This window comes from Herbidospora daliensis, assembly GCF_001570585.1.
Taxonomy (GTDB): Bacteria; Actinomycetota; Actinomycetes; order Streptosporangiales; family Streptosporangiaceae; genus Herbidospora; species Herbidospora daliensis.
In genome coordinates this window covers 1,506,671-1,525,555 of the sequence record NZ_BBXF01000002.1, presented here as the reverse complement: position 1 = coordinate 1,525,555, position 18,885 = coordinate 1,506,671, and the positions used below count along the sequence as shown (strand labels likewise).

Sequence of the window (18,885 nt, the reverse complement as noted above, 5' to 3'; positions counted from 1 at the left end):
CCCCTCAGGCTATGCCCGCTCAGCGGCAGTCGCGGCACCGCCCGAAGATGGTCAGATGGTGGACGTCGGTCTGGAAGCCGAGGTCGTGGTCGAGCCGGGCCACCATGTCGCCGACCAGCTCGGGAGGCGCCTCGATGATCTGCCCGCACCCCCGGCAGACCAGGTGGACGTGGTCGGCGTCGGCGGCCAGATGGTAGGTCGGGGCGCCGTGGCCGAGGTGGGTGTGGGTCACCAGGCCGAGCTCTTCGAGCAGTTCGAGTGTGCGGTAGACGGTCGAGATGTTCACCCCGCGCGCGGTCTGCTGGACCTTGGCGCAGATCTCCTCGGGAGTGGCGTGGGTGAGCTCGCTGACCGCCTCGAGGACGAGCTGGCGCTGCGGAGTGACCCGGTAGCCGCGGGCCCGGAGCTCGTCGTGCCAGGTGTCGGTCATGAGGAAATCCTACGGCCCGATATTGACTTGCTCACCCCCGAGAACAGCGCCTAGCGTACGAAGCACGCAGAAAGGAGGTGGTCCGAATAATGATTAGTCATGATTGGGCTAGCGAGGTGGCTGTCCGCTAGGACAACCCGATCCGGACCGGCTCCGGGTCGGCGCGTCAGAGCGCAGATCCAGGCAGACACCGGAACCCCGGGCAGTCGGCGGGTGCAGGGCGCGAGCCCTCCCCATTGGTCCAGCCGACCCGCTCAACCGAGCGGAACGCGCCCGGGGTTTCTCAATGCCCGCGTGCTTCCACACCCAGGATCTCGCACGCCTGCCGGTAGAGCACGACGACCTCTTTGCGCACCTGCGCGCGCTCCACGATGGGCGCGGGCCACTTGACCGTCACCGGCTCGCCGTCGGCCTCGAAATGGATCGCCTCGGTGTCGACGCCGGTCGTGCGGGCCGACGTGGCGCCGGGCTTGCCGCCGAGGGCCCGCACGATCAGCAGCGCGTCGGCCGCGTGGTCGTCGTTCATGTGCTTCTTGATCGCTTCGACCGCTTCCGGGGTCAGCGGGGTGCTCATGGCGCCCGATCCTAGTCGGCGACCTTCTTGAGCTCGGCCGAGGCGTGGTCCTGCAGCGGGAGGCCGACGGCGGCCATCTCGTAGGCGTACATGAGATTGCCGTTGACCAGCCCGTAGAGGCGCTTGCCGGCCGAGTAGTCCTTCGAGGTGACGGTGCGCGCCACGACGTCGGTGATCAGCTCGATCTTGTGGAAGACGACCTCGCCCACGTAGATCTCGATGATGCCGGTCGGGTGGGCCAGCATGACCTCGATCTGGCGTTCCGGCTGGACGCGCCAGAAACCGGTCTCGCTGGCGAGGGGGCGCACCTTCTCGCCCTGCTTGTCGAGCAGCCAGGTGCGGCTGCGGTAGCTGAGGAACGGCTTGCCGTTGTGCTCGAAGATGATCTCCTGGCCGAAGTTGGCGCTCTCCATCGTCGGATAGCCGATGACCCCGGCGCCCTCCCAGTGGCCCAGCAGGAACGCGATCGGCTCAAGATCGGGATGTACGTCCATGCCGACAAGGCTAGTGCGGGTTTAGGCTGCGGGCATGGCACGCCAACTGGTGATCAAAGTGACCGCGGGCAGCGACGCCCCCGAGCGGTGCAACCAGGCCTTCAACGTCGCCGGGGCGGCGATCGTCAGCGGGGTCGGGGTGTCGCTGTGGCTGACCGGCGAGTCGTCGTGGTTCGCCCTGCCCGGCCGCGCCGAGGAGTTCAAGCTCGCCGAGGCCGCCCCCCTCGAAGATCTGCTGGCGGCGGTGCTGGCCGCCGGCCGGGTGACGTTGTGTACGCAGTGCGCCGCCCGCCGGGGCATCACCCCCGACGACGTGATCGACGGAATCCGCATCGCCGGGGCGCCGACCTTCGTCGAGGAGATCACCCAGGAAGGCGTTCAGGCGCTGGTCTACTAACGCGGCACGGGTGTCATTAGGCTTCGGCCTGACTGCAACAGGTCCCCTTATTTTGGGACGGGACGAATAATGACATCCGGCGACCCCCTGGCCGAATTGCGGTCACGCCTCCAGGAGCGATATCGCGTGGCGGGCAAACCGAGCTACCGCGAACTCGCCAAACAGACCGGAATGAGCCACACGTCGGCCCGCACGGTCATTCTCTGCGAACGCCTCCCCCGCTGGGGCGCCCTGGAACTGATCGTGGAATCCCTGAACAGCGACAAAACGGAATTCCACCACCTTTGGCTAACCGCCGACGCCGCCACGGTTCCGGGCAGTTCGCCCCTCGCATCGGATGACGAAATTTCCGGCATTGGCATTTCCGCGCCGCTCACAGGTGAGCGATCGACCGACACGGACATGGTCGCGGACGAGGGGTCCGGGCTCGTGCAGAAGCGGGTCGGGGGTGGCCTCCGGTCTCGGCGGGCCGTGCTCATCTCGCTTTCTTCGGTCGCGGTCGTGGCCGCTGCCGCTGTGGTCGCGCCTCGGCTGCTGGGTGGTGGGGTCGCGCCTCGGACCGGTGTCATGTTCGGGGGGCCGCTCTCTGGCGGGAACGGGGCCGTCTGGTCGGTGGCGCACGGGGTGCTCGCTGGGCGGGCGGTCGTTCTCTACGGGTGTCAGAACGGGACGGTGCATCTGCGGGACTTCGCCAGTGGTGAGCGGGTCGGCGCGGTGCTGACCGGGCACAGCCGGGCCGTGTTCGCGGCGAAGGTCGCCGTCGTGGGCGGGCGGGCTACCGGGGTCACGGGAGCGGCCGACGGGACCGTGCGGATGTGGGATCTCGCTTCGGGGCAGGGGCGGGTGCTGAACGCCGGGAAGGAGTCGGGCGGGATCAACGCGCTGGCCGTCGCGACCGTCGGAGGAAGGCCGTGGGCGTTCACGGCGGGCGACGATCTGGCGATCCGGCGGTGGGACCTGCAAGCCGCCGACCCCGCCGGTGAGGTGGTCGGGCAGCCGCTGGCCATGTCGCCCAAGGCCATCGCCATGGGTGAGGTGGCGGGGAAACTGACCGCCCTCTCCGGGGGCGACGACCGGCTGGTGCGCCGATGGGATCTGACCGAGCCCACGCCGACGGGTGTGCCCATCGGGGGGCACGACGGCACGATCTGGAACCTCACCATGGGCCAGGCCGACGGCCGGGCGATCGCCCTGTCGGCCAGTGAAGACGGCACCTCGCGGCTCTGGGACCTCTCGGAGCGGCAGCCCATCGGCCACCTGCTCGGCGAGCGGCTGCCGAACCCGGTCAAGTGCGTGGCGCTGGCCGTCGTCGGGGGGACCACGATCGGGTTCTCCGGTGCCGACGACGGCACCCTGCGCGAATGGGACCTGACCACCTCGAAGCAGGTCGGCCCGCCCGCCGAGGGGCCGACCTCGGGCCCGGAGGCCTTCGAGGTCGTGACCCACCAGGGACGGACCTACCTGTTCGCCGGCACCTGGGACGGCTACGTCTGGAAGTTCGACCTCGGTCCTACGGCTTGAGCACCGCGCCCAGGCGCTCGTTGCGGAGGCGTTCGTACCAGCTGTCGTCGATCGCGGGCAGCGGGCCGGCGGCCCAGCGGAGCAGGAGGTCGGCCAGGGCCGGGTTGCGGGCGAGGGCGGGGCCGTGGAGGTACGTACCGATGATCTTGCCGGCGAAACAGCCCTCGGTGCCATCGCCGTTGCCGGTGCCGACGAGGGTGCGTGACAGCGGGGTGACCCCGGGGCCCAGGCGGGTCACGCCCATGTGGTTCTCGAAGCCGGTCAGGGTCGGCAGGCCCAGCGACGGGTCGACCTCGGCGGCCAGTTCGCCGACCGAGCGGCGTTCGCCGCGGCCCGAGCTGATGTCGAGCAGGCCGATGCCGGGCACCGGCTGGCCCTCCTCGCCGCCGAAGACCGAGCCCATGATCTGGTAGCCCGCGCACACCGCCAGCAGCGAGGCGCCCCGCTGGATGGCCCGGTGGAGGCCGCCGTCACGCCGCAGGCGCTCGGCCCCGAGGATCTGGGGCCGGTCTTCGCCGCCGCCGATCAGGTAGATGTCACCCTGCTCGGGGACCGGGTCGGAGGAACGTACATGGACGACCTCGACGGGAATGCCCCGGCGGCGGGCGCGCTGTTCGAGCACGAGCACGTTGCCCTGGTCGCCGTAGGTCGACAGCAGGTCGGGGTAGATCCAGACGATGCGGAGGCTAGACTGCACGGCCGAACTCCGTCCGGATCGACTGGAACGCGGTGTAGTTGGCGATGACGTCGATGTCGCCCGGCGGGAGCGCGGCCACCGCCTGGCCGAAGTCGTCGACCAGGGTGAAGCCGACGCCGGCGACGTCGAGCCGCAGGGCCAGGTCGAGGCGGCGTTCGCCGGTCACGTAGACGCGGCGGCCGGTCAGGATGCGGTAGTCGACGTCCCACAACCACGAGGTGTCGCGGCCGTCGGGGCCCTGCGCGTTGACCGACAACACGATCGGGCGGTCGGGCCGGGTGACGTCGAAGGCTTCGAGCCAGCCGGCCGGGTTCTTGGCCAGCAGCAGCTTCATCACGCGGCCGTCCCGCTCGACGGTGGTGTAGCGGCCGGCGACCGACTTGACCTCGCGCAGCCTCGGCAGCGCGCGCTGCGGGTCGAGGCCGAACGCGGCGGCGGTGGCCAGGGCGATGACGGCGTTGGAGCGGTTGGCGGTGCCGGGGAGCTGGAGGTCGAGCCGCCAGCGCCGGCCGTGGGGGTCGACCGCGTCTTCGCCGTCGAGGATCCAGTTGGGCTCGGGACGGCTGAAGGTGCACTCGCGGCAGGCCCAGTCGGCGTTGACGATGCCCTCGGCGCGGTCGAGCGGGCCGCCGCACTCGGGGCAGCACCACGAGTCCTCGTGCCAGCGCTGGCCGCCGGCGACCCAGGTCACCCGGGCGGCCGTGGAGGCGCCCCAGGTGACGAGCGGGTCGTCGCAGTTGGCGATCACGTGGACGGGCTGGCCGGCCAGGGCGCGGCGCCACTTCTGGGCCAGCAGCCAGATCTCGGCCGCGCGGTCCATCTGGTCGCGGCTGAGGTTCATCAGCGTGACGACCCCGGCCTCGGTGGTGCTGAGCACCTCGGGGAGGTACTTCTCGTCGACCTCCAGGACGCCGTAGGGGGCGGCCTTGTTGGACGAGAGGGCCGAGACGTGGCCGGCGGGCATGTTGGCGCCGAACGCGTTGGTGGCCACCTCTCCGAGCTCCTGGAGCGCCGAGGCGATCAGGCGGGTGGTGGTGGTCTTGCCGTTGGTGGCGCTGACCAGTGCGAGCTTCTTCTCGTGGGCGAGTTTGCGCAGGAGGTCGGGCTCCAGCAGCAGGCCCACCCGCCCGCCGATCACGGACCCGTCGCCGCGCCCGGTCGCCCGGGAGAGTGTCGCGGCGGTTCGTCCGAGCGCGCTGGCGAGCTGGGCGCGCAACGGCAACTGACTCATGCAGTGATCCTAAGGGTCGGTGAAGGACAGCTCGGCAGGGGCGTCGCCGTCGAACGGGAGGACGAACCGGCGCGGCCAGGAGAGCACCGTCTCCAACCAGGCCGCTCCCATCGTGTGGGCGACATGCCGGATACGTTCACGAGGTTCGACGCCGACCGCGACGGTGGCGATGTCGCGCTGGATGCCCTCGTGCTCGTCGTCGCCCAGGATCACCCGCCAGGCCAGCGGGCGGTTGCGGTCGACCTCCATCGACAGCGGGTGGTGCCGCAGCGCCTTGGCCCGGTGGCCGAGCAGTTCGGTGCGGGTCTCGACGGCGACCCCGCCGCCGTTGACCCCGGCGTGCAGGTAGGGGCGGCCGGAGGGATCGGTACCGAAGAGGGCGTATTCCATCGCCGGGGCCGGGCTGCGCAGGTTGGGCGCCGGGTGGCCGTAGGGGAACAGCCGGTCGACCTCGTGCAGCCAGCGGATCTGCGGGATCACCCACGCCGGGCCGGGCTTGTCGCCGGCGGGTGCGCCGGACAGCAGCCCGGCCGCGATCTCCGCGGCCTTCTCGGTCAGCAGGGTCGGGTCGAACCAGGTGCGCAACGACCAGGCGCGGCGGGCGACGCTGCGCTCCACCAGCGTGGCCAGCAGGCACTCGCGGCGGCGCGGCGGCAGGTCGGCCCAGTTGTCGGCCAGGATGCGCGGCACCCCCGGCAGCGACCGGTTGGCGACGAACGACAGGATGACCGTGTCGGTCCAGATCCGCAGCCACGCCCACTCGGGCGCGACGGCGAGCAGGTCCGCTTCGCGGACCTCGAAGAGCGTGCAGGCTTTTCCGGTACGGCACTCGCGCCCGCAGGCGGCCGACCGGCGCCCCTTGATCGGCGGGGCCGGTGACTGGAGCACCCGCTCGCGGTCCTCCCCCAGCGGCACCTGGATGCGCAGCGGCCGGTCCATGCCGTCGGCGAAGACCGCCGCGAACCCGGGCTGCAGCGAGACCACCTGACGCGACTGCTCCTCCGACAGGTTCATCGCCGCCCCGACGAGGAACCGGTCGTCTTCGGCCGGCAGCCGGTGCACCACCTTGAGCGCGGTGTTCTTGACCACGTCGGAGACCAGCTTGGTGGGGATCTGCTCGGCCACCACGATGCCCTCGCCGTAGGCGCGGATCTCGGCCAGCATGCCGGCGAGGAGCTCGACCGCGTGGGTGGAGGCCCGCTGGGCGCCCCGGTCGCGCAGCAGCCGGTGGGCCTCCTCGATCACGATGACGTGCTGGAGCCCGGTCGACTTCTGCTGGCGGGCCCGCATCCGCAGGTGCTCGACGATGCGGATGATCAGGGTGCCCATGAGGAACGCCTTGTCCTCGTCGTTGGCGACGTCCTCGATCGCGAGCACCACGTTGCGCTGGAGCAGGCCGCCGATGTCGGCGGGGTGGCCGCCCTCGAAGAACCGCCCGGCCGAGCCGACCCGCAGCGACCGCAGGCGCAACGAGATGAAGCCCTCGACGTCGGCCTGCACCTCGTTGCCGTAGCCGATCTCCTCGATGACCTCCAGGGCGTGCTGCTGGAGCTGTTCGAGGGTCGGCACCTGCGGCTGGACGGCCGCGCCGGGGATGCCGCCGCCGGTGACGACGTCCCAGCCGTTGGCCTCGTAGACCCGCTGGAGCGCCAGCGACATGATCTGCGGGAACGGCTCCTCGGCGTCGAAGGCGGCCATGAACAGGGCCCGGACCATGTCGATGTGGGCCTGCACCGGATAGCCGGGCTCGGGGGCCAGCGGGTTGACGCTGAACGGCACCGCGTCAGGCGCCGACGGGTTGATCACGGTCAGCGGGGCCTGGCCTTCGAGGCGGCCGGCCATGGCGGCGTACTCGGACTTGGCCGGTTCGATGGCCAGCCACGGGATGCCCGCCTTGGTGAGCTGTTCGAGCAGGTGGCGGACGGTCTGGGACTTGCCCGAGCCGGTCGCGCCGGTGACGAAGGCGTGCCGGTTGAGGGTCGCCAGCGGGACGCGGAACGTGCCGACGGCCCGGTCCTGGCCGTCGACGATGGCGCCCAGGTCGAGCATGTCGCCGCCGGTCGAGTCGGCCTCGCTGGTGACGTCGAAGAAGCCGGTGTCGAGGACGCGTACACCAGGGACCTCGCGCCTCGGCAGCCCGGCCAGGGCCGCGAGCGCGCCCGCGGTGGCGGCGAAGGGGGCGGCGGCGCTGTCGGTCGGGTCCTGGAAGTTGACGTTCAGGGCCTCGGTGAAGCTGTAGACGGGCTCCTGGGCGCTCGGCCGGGCCGGGCCCGCCATCGCGCTGCGCAGCCGGTAGGGGTGGTGGCTCATCTCCACCGAGCCGACCAGGACGGGCGCGATCTGGCGCAGTTCCTCGGGGCCCGCCGCGCCCGCCAGGACCCGGACGTTCCACAGGCCCGCCTCGCGGAAGGCGTCGAGCTCCTGCATGCGGCGCTCGGCGCGTTCGGCGTCGTAGCGGGAGCGCTCGGAGGCGTCGCCGTACTGGCGCAGCACGTTGAGCTGGGTGCGGAGGTGGCTGACCTCCTGGTCGAGCAGGTCGGTCGGCTCGGCGACGACGACCCAGGCGAACGGGCGCGACATCAGCGTCGTCAGGGTCGACTCGAACAGGGTCGGCTGCTTCGGCTCGTCGGGCTCCGGCTCACGCCGCCCGTTCAGCGGCGGGGCCTGGCGGCCCGGACAGGGCGTCCAGACCAGATCGGCGAGATCGGCGAGCCAGTCGTCGCCGATCTCGACCCCCCGCGCGCCGCCGGGGAACAGCAGCGGCTGCGGCCCGGTCGGCACCACCTCGATCGCCGCGACGGCGGCCCGGCGCGGGGCGCGCGGCGGGGTCAGCGGACCCGCGTTGGTGATCAGTTCGAGCGGCGCCCCGGAACCCCGGGACAACCAGCCGATGACGAAGGGCCGGTCGCGCTGCGCGGCGGACAACACGGCGGGCAGCACGTTCACGAAGTCCCACTCGGCCGACGACGTGCGGGACGGAGCGGTGATCGCCTGGATCCGATACCACGGCCCGCTCAGGGGGAACGGTTGCATGAGACCCCTCTCTGCCAGGCTTTCACGGTCCTTTGCCGATCATGCTCACACATCCCCGTTGACGAACCTCTTACCGGAAGAAGCGTCAGGGTTTGCGCCAGTCGAGCCTCGGCGGCGGAGGTCCGAGGTTGGGCGGGGGCGCCTTCTCGTCGGTCTCCGGGGGCACCACGGGAGGGGTCGCCGAGAGCGACCTGACCTCCTCCAGCGTGGTCTTCGGGAAGGTCAGGATGGCCGGGTTGGCGTCGGCGAGGCGCACCTCGCGGCCGTCGGCGGTGGCGTGCGTGACGATCACTGAGGTGGTCGGGAGCTGCTGGAGCTGGTGGGGCTCGACGAGGAACTCCCGCGACCGCTGCATGACCCCCTCGTGGACCTTGCCGGCGCTGCGGCCCCATTCGGTCGACTCGGTGATGCCCTCTTTCAGGTCGCCCTCGGCCAGGGCCTCCATCTCGCCGCGGCCCTCGCCCACCGTCGAGGTGTAGCTGCCGCCGGCCCCGTTCACCACGGAGCTGACCGACTCGGTCAGCTGGGCCAGTTCGAGGCGGTGCTCGGTGCCGACGTGCTCGCTGGCGACCCGGGCGTCTTCGGCGTTGCCCAGGCGCATGAACGCGACGGCGGCGTGGCCCCGGCCCAGCCGCTCCCTGACGGTCGGGGTGAGGGAACGGTAGGTGAGGACCAGCCCGGTGCGCGAGGTCTCGCAGGCGTCCATGAGCCGGTCGAGGACGTCGCCGCGTAACTTGTCGGCCCCCGCCACGATGATCGTGTGATACCAGGGCCGTTCGCCGGCCGGCGACTGGCGCAGGATGTGGGTCAGCGCGGTCGCCACGTAGGTGCCGAGCACCCGGTTGCCGAACACCCCGGCCTGGCGGTCCATGCTGACCACGCGTAAGCGCGCGGGTGGCAGTCGCACGGCGTCGGAGCCGAGGGTCTCCAGCTTGCGCAGCTGTGACTCCAGCGCCCAGGCGCGCTCGATGACGACGCGGTCGGCCACGCCCCGGCCGAAGAGGGTGCCGATGCGTTCGAGCTGGATGGCGGTCAGCCGCCCCGACTTGAGGTCTTCGCGCGGGTCGCCGACCTGGGCCAGGGCCCGCAGCGCGGCGGTGACCTGGCTGATGGTGGCGGTCTCGCCGAGCACCTCCAGGACACGTTCGAGGATCGCGTTGTCGAACCCGATGTCGCGGCTGGTCTCCTCGCTGACGCTGACCACGTGGGCCAGCACGTCGGCGAACGCCTCGGGCTTCAGCGTCGCCCCGAGGTCGAGCTTGGGCAGGTCGGAGGGCAGCACCCAGACGAGCGGGTCGTCGCCGCCGCGTTTGGCGAGCTGGATCAGGTCTTTGGCGATCACGCCCTCGGACAGGTCGAGCACGGTGAGGTGGCCGCCGCTGTAGAGGCGGGTGGCGCCGATCAGGGTGATCAGGGCCGACCAGCCGGGCAGCGTGCCCCCGGCCACGTCGACGCGGTCGATGTCGTCGGGGACGGCGACGGCGTACCAGCTGATCTGCTTGTCGTAGACCGCCTTGCGCTCGGCCCAGTCGCGGTAGCGGGCGGCGTGCTCCTCCTGGGCCCTGACGTGCTCGCGCTCGCGCTTGGCGCGGTCGCGCTCGGTCTGGGCGAGCCGTTCCTGGACGCGGAAGCGCACCGCCTTGTTGCCCTGGTGGATCGCGAACGAGCAGACCCCGGCGACCCCGGCGGCCGCGATCACGCCCATGCCCACGAACGGCCAGCCGATCACCCCGGCGAACCCGAGGAGGGCGACCACCACGGCGAGCCCGGCCACCACGGTGCGGAACAACTTGACCGGACGGTTGAGAAGGTCTTCCTGTAGTCGTTCGTTGCGTAACAGTTCGGGGCCGGGATCAAGCGGCAGCTCGGCGTCGGCGCGCGGCGGGCGTTTCGGAGGCGGGCCGGGGTCGGGGTGCAGCAGCAGGTACTGCCACCCCAGGTAGATGCGGTCGGCGCGCAACTCCGCGTGCTCGGGGTGCGCGTCGGTCAGCCTCGCCATGGTCGCGCCTGGCCCCTCCGTATTTCGTCGTAAGGTCAAAGCGTAGGAGCTAGGTACCCGATCAGGGCAGGGTTCTCGGCATTCGGACGGCTTTCCCACCAAAGATAGGGACGATTGCGGCGGATGGGTCGAGTGTGGGCGTACTACCATCCATTGCCATGAGTCGGCGACCGGTGCTCGTGCCCGTGGTGGCGCTGTTGTCCGTGTCCGGGCTCGGGGTGACCGCCGGCACCGGCGGCCTCGACACCGAACCCGATTCGCCCCCGAAGCAGTACCAGGCCGGCGCGACGATCGATCAGAAGCTGTTCAAGACCCAGTTCGTCAAGGCCGTCGACGTTGCGGAGGGCGACCGCCACGCGGTGGAATTAGTCCTGAAGGTCACCAACGAGGGCGACACGACCGAGAGCGTCGGCGGCATGGCGACCGGTCCCATGGTCAGCCGGCACGGACGCCTCGGCTCGACGATCCTCAAGACCACCCCGCCGCTCGGCAAGCCCGACACCTACCCGGAGATCGGCGTGTGGAGCCACGGCGTCCGCAGCGCCCAGCTCCATCCGGGCATCACCCACACCGTCGTCATCCGCTACGACGTCCCGGAGGGCGCCAAGGCCCCCGACAAGGTGACGATCGACGTCGGCGGCTTCGTCGAGGAGCCCGTCAGCCGCCGCGACCCCCGCGAGTTCTGGCAGGTCGAGCCGGACAAGGACCTGCCGACCGGGGCCGGCGAAGAGATGGCCTTCATCAAGCCCAAGGTCATCGCGCAGGTCACCCTGCCGATCCGGCCCGAGGAGGCCTGATGGCCGGCTTCCTGCGCCGGCTGGGCGCGCTGACCCTCGGACTGAGCCTGGCCGCCGCCGCCGTCTACGCGCAGACCTTCGCGCTGGACCCCGGCGCGGCGGACGCCAACCTCACGGCCTCGGGGGCGTCCGGCGAGGAGGTCGTCACCAGCCGGTTCTCGGTCAAGGTGACCAAGACGGCGCTGGCGACCAGCGTCGACCTGCCCGACGACACGGTCGAGACGGGTGACCTGTTCCTCGTCGTGCACGTCTCGGCGACCTCGCCGGCCAAGCCCTTCCGGTTCCGGCCGCACACCGCCTGGCTGATGACCGAAGCCGACAAGAAATACCAGGTCACCGACAAGGTGGCCGAAGACTCCACGCTTCTGGGCAAGTGGGTGCAGGCGGGCTGGTGGATCGACGCCCCGCTCGTGTTCGAGGTGCCCAAGGAGGCGCTTCGAGGGTCGGAGCTGGTGCTCTTCAACGCCACCGACTCCCTCGTCGTCGACGTCCTCGCCCCGGAAGCGCAGATCGATCTCGGGCTGACCGGCGGCGAGAAGCCGGTCGAGCACTACTCGCTGGCCCCGGAGGGCACGTGAACCAGCAAGAGCCACCCCGCGACTGGTTTTCCCCGCCGCCGTCGCAGCCGACCGAGATCGACGACACGACCTACTCGGGACCGCTCCCGCCGATGATCCCGGCCTACATCCCGCCGCTGGCGCCGCCCAGCGACGTGCTGGTGTGGCCTCCGCCTCCGCCTCCGCAGGCGCCGGAGGAGGACGACGAGGGCTTCTCGACCCAGCCCTTCCCGGCCATCGCGGCGGGCCGTCCGCTGCCGCGCCCCCGGCCGTCGTTCCAGGACCCGGAGCCCTATCCGCCGTTCCCCGACCCGCCCCCCGCAGCGACGGAGGAACCGCCCCCGGCTCCCCCGGAGCCGGAACCCGAGCGGAAGAAGAAGGGCTGGGGCCGGTTCTTCGCCGGGGCCGCCGGTTCGGTGGTGCTCGCCGTCGGCGCGCCCGCCGCCGCGAACTGGTCGACCTACGTGTACGGCACCGGCGAGCCCGACGTCGTCCACGTCATCCCGGCGGGCGAGACCTACGAGTTCGAGCACGTCGCCTGGCGGTCGACCTTCGAGCGCATCCCGAACCCGGCGGGCGCGGCCGAGAAGCCCGGCCGCCAGTGGGTGAAGATCATGCTCACCCGCACCGCCCTCGACCGCGACGGCACGTTCCTGACGGGCCTGCCCGAGATGGACATCCGGGACGCCGACGGCCGCAGCTGGCGGACCGAGGTGCTGAAGAACGACACCCCGCTCGACCAGTCGGACGCCCAGATCGGCAAGGCGTTCCCGATCGAGATCTACGCCGTGGTGCCGACCGACGTCGCCGACACGGCCGAGTTCTTCATCCGGCCCGCCGGCTACCGCTCCGACACCCCGACCGAGGACCTGACCGACGACTTAAGCCCCGACCTCGACCTGCTCCGGTTCCTCCGTTAGCCGCTTGCGGGTCGCGGCCTGGTCGTAGGTGGCCGCGACCAGGCACATCGACAGGACGGTCACCACCAGGTCGACGACGAACGTGGTCGGCACGGTGGTGACGATCCACAGGTAGGGGCCGCCGGCGGTGGCGTAGGCGAGGAGTCTGCCCAGGTAGTCGCCGCCGACGTGGAGGCCGACGTAGAGCAGGGCGTACAGGCCGAAGAGGGCGGCGCCGCCCTTGGCGGTCAGCCGCAGGGAGTTGAGCAGCGGGATCCAGCGGGAGGTGAAGCCGCCGGCCAGCTTGGCCAGGGTGACCTGGGTCCAGTTGTGGCTGCGCTCGACGCGGGCGCCGACGCCCTCCAGGCGGGTGCCCCTGATCGTGGTCTGGGTGTCCTCCGCGTAGGCGCCGTACACCAGGATGCCGACGGTCAGCCAGGCCAGCGGGAGCACCAGCGCGTCGACGAGCAGCGGCCACACGTCGCCGAGCCACTCGAAGAACGGCGACTCGCGCACGTCCTCGGTCGCGTCGCTCACGCCCATGATGAGCGCCCGGTGCTCGATCCAGTCTTCGCGGAGCTTGAGGGCGGCGACGGTGGCGGTCAGGCCGTAGAAGACGAAGGCCAGTTCGCCGAAGGTGGTCAGGACGCCGGTGAACTTCCCCGGCTTGTTCTCGTGGCGGCGGCCGGCGAACCACTTGATCGCGAACGCGACGATCATGGCGGCGATCGAGATCCGCACGTCGAGGCCGGTCAGTCCGTCGCCGATGGTGCTCTGCACGCCCTGGAGGTTGTCGACGATCTGCTGGTCGGGGTTGAGGGTGCGGTCGATGTTCTCGAAGTCGCGCATGTCCTGGTCGACCAGGCCCCAGGTCATGTAGAGACCGGCGAAGGTCAGCGCGGTGCGGTTGAGCGCCCCGAAGATCGTCTCCTGCGCCTCGTCGCCCGCGCGGCGGGCCCGCGTCTCGGCCAGCGCCTCCCTGACGGTGTAGAGCATGGCGACCACGGTCGCCAGCGACACCATGACGACCAGGGTGAAGATGAACAGCACCCCCACGAGCCGCAGCTGGTACCAGGAGCCGTGGGACAGGTGCGCGGCCGCGTAGAGGAGCACCCAGCGCACGAACCGGCCGAGCGAGAACCACATGATCAGCGGCAGCGCGCACGACCCGGCGATCCGGAGCGCGTCGAGGGGTAAGCGCGCGGTCTTGGTGGACGTACCAGACATCTTGCGCATGCTAGCGGTCAAGGAGCCGGAAAGGTCAAAGATCGGCCGTCCGGGCTGGTCAACGACGGATATGCGGGAGGCGAGGTGGGACACTCCCTGAAGTCGTAGATCGGGGAATCAGACGGTGAGTGCGAAACGGGACGCCGGTCCAGGCCGGAGCCCGGGTTTCCTGCTGTGGCGGGCGACCCTTCGATGGCAGCGGGAGATCACCACGGCGCTGAAGACGATGGGGTTGACCCACGTGCAGTTCGCCCTCCTCGTCGACCTGTGGTGGTTCGACAGTCAGGGCGTCCGCCCCAGCCAGCGCGAACTGGCCGAACACGCCACCGTCGACGTGATGATGACCAGCCAGGTGGTCAGGGTGCTGGAGGTCAAGGGCCTGCTCGGCCGCGAAGAGGACCCCGCCGACATGCGCAAGAAGGTGCTCGTGATCACCGACGAGGGCCGCCGGCTGGCCGAACGCGCCGCCGGGGTGGTGGAGAACGTCGACCGCGCGTTCTTCAAGGTCGCCGGGGAGCACAACGCGCTCATCGACGTGCTGGAGCAACTCGCGGGCGTGCACTGAAAAAGCCCGGCCCCATGCGGGGCCGGGCTTCTCCATTGAGCTTTAGACGGCCACCGCGAGCTGGGCGACCTCGCCGAGCTTGGCCTCGACCGCGACGTCCTTGGTCCGGCCGCCGCCCGCGATGATGCGGACGGTCCAGGAGCCGGGGGCGGCGAAGAAGCGGAAGATGCCCTCGTCGGAGACGACGACCTCGCCGGTGAACTCACCGGAGTGGTCGAGGAGACGGGCGTAGGCGGTGCCGGCGCCGGTGACGACGCCCTGGATCACGGCCTGCTTGGACAGATCGATGCCGGTCGGCAGCGCCACGGTCTGCTCGGGCGCGGCGCACCCCTGCTGGATGGTGGTCATCGGGCCTCTCCCAGTTCCACCGGCACGCCCACGAGCGAGCCGTATTCGGTCCACGAACCGTCGTAGTTCTTGACGTTGGCCTGGCCGAGCAGCTCGTGCAGCACGAACCAGGTGTGCGCCGAGCGCTCGCCGATACGGCAGTAGGCGATGGTGTCCTTGCCGAAGTCGACCCCCGCGTCGGCGTAGAGGGTCTTGAGCTCGTCGTCGGAACGGAAGGTGCCGTCGTCGTTGGCGGCCTTGCTCCACGGGATGTTGCGGGCGGTCGGGATGTGCCCCGCACGCTGCGCCTGCTCCTGCGGAAGGTGGGCCGGAGCGAGCAGCTTGCCGGTGAACTCGTCGGGCGACCGGACGTCGACCAGGTTGAGCTTGCCGATCGCGGCCACGGCCTCGTCGCGGAACGCGCGGATCGACAGGTCCTGCTCGGTGGCGGTGTAGGTGGTGGCCTCGCGGTTCGGCACGTCCTTCACCAGCTCGCGGGAGTCGAGCTCCCACTTCTTGCGGCCGCCGTCGAGGAGCTTGACGTTCTCGTGGCCGTAGAGCTTGAAGTACCAGTAGGCGTAGGCGGCGAACCAGTTGTTGTTGCCACCGTAGAGGACCACGGTGTCGTCGTTGCCGATGCCGCGCGACGAGAGCAGCGCCTCGAAGCCGGCCTTGTCGACGAAGTCGCGGCGGACCGGGTCCTGCAGGTCGTCGCGCCAGTCGACCTTGACGGCACCGCGGATGTGACCCTTGTCGTAGGCGCTGGCGTCTTCGTCGACCTCGACCAGGACGACGCCGGGCGTGTCGAGGTTGGCCTCGACCCAGTCGGCGTCGACCAGTGCGGCGGAGCGACTCATGAATTTCTCCCAGGTTGTAGACGGCTGATGAGCGGTGGTGATGCGGGGGAAAGGCGGCCAGCAGTGCCGCTGCTGTCGCACCCAGGGCCGAAGGGACGATTCCGGAGGCGGGAACGATGCGAATGATGCCCAGGCCCCGAGACATGCCGGGGCGGAACCAGAGTGGTGTCGGCCGCGCCGGAGCGGGGGCCACGGGGATCGACCTGCATCGCCTGATGCTCCTGATGGGTTCGCGTGATGCGGCTTCAGACGCCGCCGGGAATCACCCTCAGGCCATGCGACAGAGAGCCGTCGCGACGCGGCAGAAGTCAACCGCCCGCCGCTTCGTGAGCATCTCTGTCGTGGGAGTCATGGGCACGACAGTACCCTTTCGTCTCGCCATCTGTCACATGCCGTCCGATTGCTGAGACCCGGTTTGAGACGCCGTGTCCAGAGCCAGAGCCAGGGCCGCGATGACGTCGGCTTTCCTGGGCTGCCCCGATGCCTTTTTCACGACATTTCCAGAACTGTCGAGAACTAACACCGTTGGGGTTTTCGTGACTTCATGAGCCTGTACGAGATCCAGCCGCGACTCGGCGTCGACCTCGACGTGGCGGACCCCGGGAACGATCGCGGCGACCTCGGCGAGCACCCGCCGGGTGGCCCGGCACGGCTGGCAGAAGGCCGTCGAGAAATGGACGAGCGTCGCCCGCTCACCCAATGACGCACCCAGGTCCATACGATCGGCAACCACCGGCGGCGACCGGGAAATTCCCGGTCAGCCCACCGGGATCGTGATGAGTGCGGCGCCGTTGGCGCCCCGCAGCTCGAACCGGGCGATCTCGGCGATCGGCAGGCTCGTCGAGCCGACGAAGGTGGCGCTGCCCTCGTCGTCGGCCTTGACCTCCCAGCTCGCCACCGACGTGCGCGGACCCTGCCGGGGCACCGCGAACAGTTCGGTCTTGGTGTCGACGGGCACGCCGGTCATGGTGGCGGTCACCTCGGTGCCGCCCTCGCGGCCGGCCAGGTCGAGCCGCAGCGTGACCTCCCCCCGCGACCGCTCCAGGGTCATGGTCTCGGGGGCGATCTTGGTGGTCGCCGGTTCGTCGGCCTGGGCCGACTCGGGGGCCGGGCTCGATTCGGGCTGCGCGGCCCTGGAGGCACGGGGCGCCTTCGACGACGCCGGCACCGGCTCCTGCGCGGGTGCGGCGTCGGTCTCGGCCGGGCCGGTGCCCGCCGCGGCGTCGCTCTGGGGTTCCTGGGTCAGCAGCGGCTGGGGCTCGGGGACGCCGTAGTCGTTCCGTTGCTGGGCGGCGATCTCGGGGACGGGCGCCGATGCCGGGGCGCCCCCGGCGGCCGTGGTGGCCGTCATCTCGCCGGATTCGTTCAGCAGGGTCGCGCCGCCCCAGGCCACGATCGCGACGCTCGCCGCCAGGCCCAGCATGGTGCGGGTGATGCGGCCGCGCCTGCGGCGCTTGGCCGAGTCGGCCAGCAGGCGGTCGAGCACCGCCCGGGGCGGGGCCGCGGCGTGCTCGACGTCGGCGGCCGACACGCGCGCCAGCATCGGCGGCAGGCCGGACAACTCGGCGAGTTCGGCGGTGCACTCGTCGCAGGTGTCGAGGTGGGCCTCGACCATGGCGGTCTCCCGGGCGTCGAGGGCGCCCAGGGCGTACACGCCCAGAGAGATCTTGACGTCGTCGTGGTTCACGGCGCGAGCCCCCGCTCCTCCAGCGCCAGCTTGAGCGCGCGCAGCGCGTAGTAGGTGCGCGACTTGACGGTGCCCGGCGGGATGCCGAGCGACTCGGCCGCCTCCTTGACCGACTGGCCGCCGTAGTAGACGGCCAGCAGGACCTCGCGGTGGTCGGGCCGGAGCGAGGCCAGCGCGTCGGCGATGGCCCACGACTCGACGGCCTTGTCGAGCTCGTCGTCGGCCGGGATGACCGCCAGCGCCTCGTCGCCGGTCTCCTGCGGTCGCGACTTGCGCGCCCTGGCCTGGTCGACGACCAGGTTGCGGGCCACGGTGAACAACCACGCCCGGACCGGCCGGTCGGCGATCGGGTTCTTCCAGGCACGGAGGATGGTCTCCTGCACGATGTCCTCCGCCCTCCCCGGGTCACCGGTCAATCGCAGTACGTAACCGTAGAGCGGCCCGGCATGGTCGTCGAAAAGGGCCCTGACGAGCTCCTCGTCGGCCGTACCGGCTGCGCTCACATCCTCAGAACGCAACCGGCGGCGCTTCGGTTCACCGCGAAAGAGGGACATCGGTCGCCGTCGCGTCGATGGCCAGGCCACCCCCGGGGGCGGACCGGACCTCGTCGATCTTCAGATCGAGCGGGAGGCCCTGCACGGGCACGGTGAAGGTGATCAGGCGCTCGGCGTTGGGCACGGTGAACCCGCCCGCGATCGTCACCTTGGCCGGGGTCAGCCGCAGCACCCCGTCTTTGACCTCGATCTTCATGTCGGCGGTCACCGGCACCTGGTTGCCGAACGCGGTCACCTCGCCGGAGACGCGCACGGTGCCGTTGCCGCCGCCGCCCTCGATCTTGATGCCGCGCGGGGCCCGGGAGTTGAGGGTGTCTTCGGAGATGGTCACCGTGCCGGTGACCCGCTCGGCGACGATCTTCGTGCCGGCGGCGTTCTGGACCAGGTCCATCAGCTGCGCCTCGACGCCGTAGAGGGTCGCCTGCACGTCGCTGAGCCGGATGCCCTCGCGCTGGATGTCGCCGATGTCGATGGCGATCTCCTCATAGCGCCCGCCGATCGCCTGGGTCAGGAACGGCACGCCCTTGACCTGCACGGTCGGGGGCGTGTCGAGATCGGCACTGGCCTGGACCTGCTTGGCGATCTCCCGCTGCACGCCGGCGACGGCCACGCGGTCGAGAACCACGGCCAGCACGACGAGCACGAGCAGCGCCACCACCAGCTTGCGCACCGCATCCTCCGTTGGCCGGGGGGTTTCGGATCAGCCTATCCGCCGGCAAACGGCGGCAAAACCTCAACCGTGGCGCCTTCGGGCAGCTCCACGGTGTGGGGATCCCGGGTGCCGGCCGGATTCCCGTCGACCAGGAACGAGCATCGCGGAAGCACCCTGGCCAGCGCGTCGTTCCTTGTGATTTTGGTAACAAGCTCGCCAAGGGTTTCCGCGTCGAAAGTCTCCTCGGCGACTCCGGCCGCTTCCTTCGCCGCGGCCCAAAAGCGCACCGTTCCCGTAGCCATACGCCTCTCCAGCCCCAGATCCGCACACTCACAGTGAGCGTTTGGATACGGTGATTCTCCACGTGAAGTGCTGTTCACACGGTGG

Annotated in this window: 22 protein-coding genes; 6 read left to right on the top strand and 16 right to left on the bottom strand. The window is 70.6% G+C overall.

All coding sequences use genetic code 11. The annotated features are described in order from the left end of the window. Positions 1-19: 19 nt before the first annotated feature. The 3 genes from AW274_RS13525 to AW274_RS13515 form a co-directional block, all read right to left on the bottom strand. Complete coding sequence (locus AW274_RS13525) at positions 20-430, bottom strand: Fur family transcriptional regulator (RefSeq protein ID WP_062431341.1); 411 nt, start codon at positions 428-430, stop codon at positions 20-22. Positions 431-713: 283 nt separating this feature from the next. After that, positions 714-1,004: a DUF2470 domain-containing protein gene (locus AW274_RS13520; protein WP_062431340.1), complete on the bottom strand. Its 291-nt coding sequence runs from the start codon at positions 1,002-1,004 to the stop codon at positions 714-716. An 11-nt stretch (positions 1,005-1,015) separates the two neighbouring features. Next, complete coding sequence (locus tag AW274_RS13515; RefSeq protein ID WP_062431339.1) at positions 1,016-1,498, bottom strand: heme-binding beta-barrel domain-containing protein; 483 nt, start codon at positions 1,496-1,498, stop codon at positions 1,016-1,018. Between the two features lie 34 nt (positions 1,499-1,532). Between AW274_RS13515 and AW274_RS13510 the strand changes: the two genes are divergently transcribed. Then, positions 1,533-1,895 carry a DsrE family protein gene (locus AW274_RS13510; protein WP_062431338.1) on the top strand — a complete coding sequence of 121 codons (363 nt, stop codon included), beginning with the start codon at positions 1,533-1,535 and terminating at the stop codon, positions 1,893-1,895. Positions 1,896-2,567: 672 nt separating this feature from the next. Further along, positions 2,568-3,416: a WD40 repeat domain-containing protein gene (locus AW274_RS41245; RefSeq protein ID WP_062431337.1), complete on the top strand. Its 849-nt coding sequence runs from the start codon at positions 2,568-2,570 to the stop codon at positions 3,414-3,416. Here AW274_RS41245 and AW274_RS13500 read toward each other — a convergent pair. From AW274_RS13500 to AW274_RS13485, 4 genes are all read right to left on the bottom strand, one after another. Continuing rightward, positions 3,406-4,113: a type 1 glutamine amidotransferase gene (locus AW274_RS13500; RefSeq protein WP_062337965.1), complete on the bottom strand. Its 708-nt coding sequence runs from the start codon at positions 4,111-4,113 to the stop codon at positions 3,406-3,408. The genes AW274_RS41245 and AW274_RS13500 overlap by 11 nt on opposite strands. Further along, positions 4,103-5,344: a MurT ligase domain-containing protein gene (locus tag AW274_RS13495; RefSeq protein ID WP_062431336.1), complete on the bottom strand. Its 1,242-nt coding sequence runs from the start codon at positions 5,342-5,344 to the stop codon at positions 4,103-4,105. Before AW274_RS13495 ends, AW274_RS13500 begins: the two co-directional genes overlap by 11 nt. 9 nt (positions 5,345-5,353) lie before the next feature. Beyond that, positions 5,354-8,377: an ATP-binding protein gene (locus AW274_RS13490; protein WP_062431335.1), complete on the bottom strand. Its 3,024-nt coding sequence runs from the start codon at positions 8,375-8,377 to the stop codon at positions 5,354-5,356. Positions 8,378-8,462: 85 nt separating this feature from the next. Beyond that, on the bottom strand, positions 8,463-10,376 hold the full coding sequence (locus tag AW274_RS13485; protein ID WP_232320099.1) for a hypothetical protein: 1,914 nt from the start codon (positions 10,374-10,376) through the stop codon (positions 8,463-8,465). Between the two features lie 158 nt (positions 10,377-10,534). Here AW274_RS13485 and AW274_RS13480 point away from each other — a divergent pair, with 158 nt between their 5' ends. The 3 genes from AW274_RS13480 to AW274_RS13470 are packed head-to-tail and all read left to right on the top strand — an operon-like array spanning position 10,535 to position 12,650. Continuing rightward, positions 10,535-11,173: a hypothetical protein gene (locus AW274_RS13480; RefSeq protein WP_157520141.1), complete on the top strand. Its 639-nt coding sequence runs from the start codon at positions 10,535-10,537 to the stop codon at positions 11,171-11,173. Next, positions 11,173-11,751 carry a DUF4352 domain-containing protein gene (locus tag AW274_RS13475; RefSeq protein ID WP_062431333.1) on the top strand — a complete coding sequence of 193 codons (579 nt, stop codon included), beginning with the start codon at positions 11,173-11,175 and terminating at the stop codon, positions 11,749-11,751. The genes AW274_RS13480 and AW274_RS13475 overlap by 1 nt, the downstream gene beginning before the upstream one ends. Continuing rightward, positions 11,748-12,650: a hypothetical protein gene (locus tag AW274_RS13470; RefSeq protein WP_062431332.1), complete on the top strand. Its 903-nt coding sequence runs from the start codon at positions 11,748-11,750 to the stop codon at positions 12,648-12,650. The genes AW274_RS13475 and AW274_RS13470 overlap by 4 nt, the downstream gene beginning before the upstream one ends. On the opposite strand, the gene AW274_RS13465 is transcribed toward AW274_RS13470, so the two are convergent. Continuing rightward, positions 12,612-13,856, bottom strand: coding sequence for a hypothetical protein (locus AW274_RS13465; RefSeq protein WP_157520138.1), 1,245 nt, complete (start codon positions 13,854-13,856; stop codon positions 12,612-12,614). The genes AW274_RS13470 and AW274_RS13465 overlap by 39 nt on opposite strands. A 124-nt stretch (positions 13,857-13,980) precedes the next feature. Here AW274_RS13465 and AW274_RS13460 point away from each other — a divergent pair, with 124 nt between their 5' ends. After that, on the top strand, positions 13,981-14,421 hold the full coding sequence (locus tag AW274_RS13460) for a MarR family winged helix-turn-helix transcriptional regulator (protein WP_062431330.1): 441 nt from the start codon (positions 13,981-13,983) through the stop codon (positions 14,419-14,421). A 42-nt stretch (positions 14,422-14,463) separates the two neighbouring features. Here AW274_RS13460 and AW274_RS13455 read toward each other — a convergent pair whose 3' ends face one another. The 8 genes from AW274_RS13455 to AW274_RS13425 form a co-directional block, all read right to left on the bottom strand. After that, positions 14,464-14,769 (bottom strand): DUF1416 domain-containing protein, encoded by a 306-nt coding sequence (locus tag AW274_RS13455; protein WP_202610564.1) that lies wholly within the window; start codon positions 14,767-14,769, stop codon positions 14,464-14,466. Then, the gene (locus AW274_RS13450; RefSeq protein WP_062337984.1) at positions 14,766-15,605 is read right to left on the bottom strand and encodes a sulfurtransferase; all 840 of its coding nucleotides are present in this window, start codon (positions 15,603-15,605) and stop codon (positions 14,766-14,768) included. Before AW274_RS13450 ends, AW274_RS13455 begins: the two co-directional genes overlap by 4 nt. A gap of 268 nt (positions 15,606-15,873) precedes the next feature. Continuing rightward, positions 15,874-15,939 carry a putative leader peptide gene (locus AW274_RS42960; RefSeq protein ID WP_369408633.1) on the bottom strand — a complete coding sequence of 22 codons (66 nt, stop codon included), beginning with the start codon at positions 15,937-15,939 and terminating at the stop codon, positions 15,874-15,876. A gap of 51 nt (positions 15,940-15,990) precedes the next feature. Further along, entirely contained in the window at positions 15,991-16,323 is a 333-nt protein-coding gene (locus AW274_RS13445; protein WP_062431329.1) for a thioredoxin family protein, read from the bottom strand. A gap of 39 nt (positions 16,324-16,362) precedes the next feature. Further along, positions 16,363-17,292, bottom strand: a complete 930-nt coding sequence (locus AW274_RS13440; protein ID WP_062431328.1) for an anti-sigma factor family protein — start codon at positions 17,290-17,292, stop codon at positions 16,363-16,365. Then, positions 17,289-17,795, bottom strand: coding sequence for a sigma-70 family RNA polymerase sigma factor (locus AW274_RS13435; RefSeq protein WP_062431327.1), 507 nt, complete (start codon positions 17,793-17,795; stop codon positions 17,289-17,291). Before AW274_RS13435 ends, AW274_RS13440 begins: the two co-directional genes overlap by 4 nt. Before the next feature lie 31 nt (positions 17,796-17,826). Beyond that, positions 17,827-18,516 carry an LmeA family phospholipid-binding protein gene (locus AW274_RS13430; protein WP_062431326.1) on the bottom strand — a complete coding sequence of 230 codons (690 nt, stop codon included), beginning with the start codon at positions 18,514-18,516 and terminating at the stop codon, positions 17,827-17,829. A 35-nt stretch (positions 18,517-18,551) separates the two neighbouring features. Next, on the bottom strand, positions 18,552-18,800 hold the full coding sequence (locus AW274_RS13425) for a MoaD/ThiS family protein (RefSeq protein ID WP_062345258.1): 249 nt from the start codon (positions 18,798-18,800) through the stop codon (positions 18,552-18,554). Between the last annotated feature and the right edge of the window lie 85 nt (positions 18,801-18,885).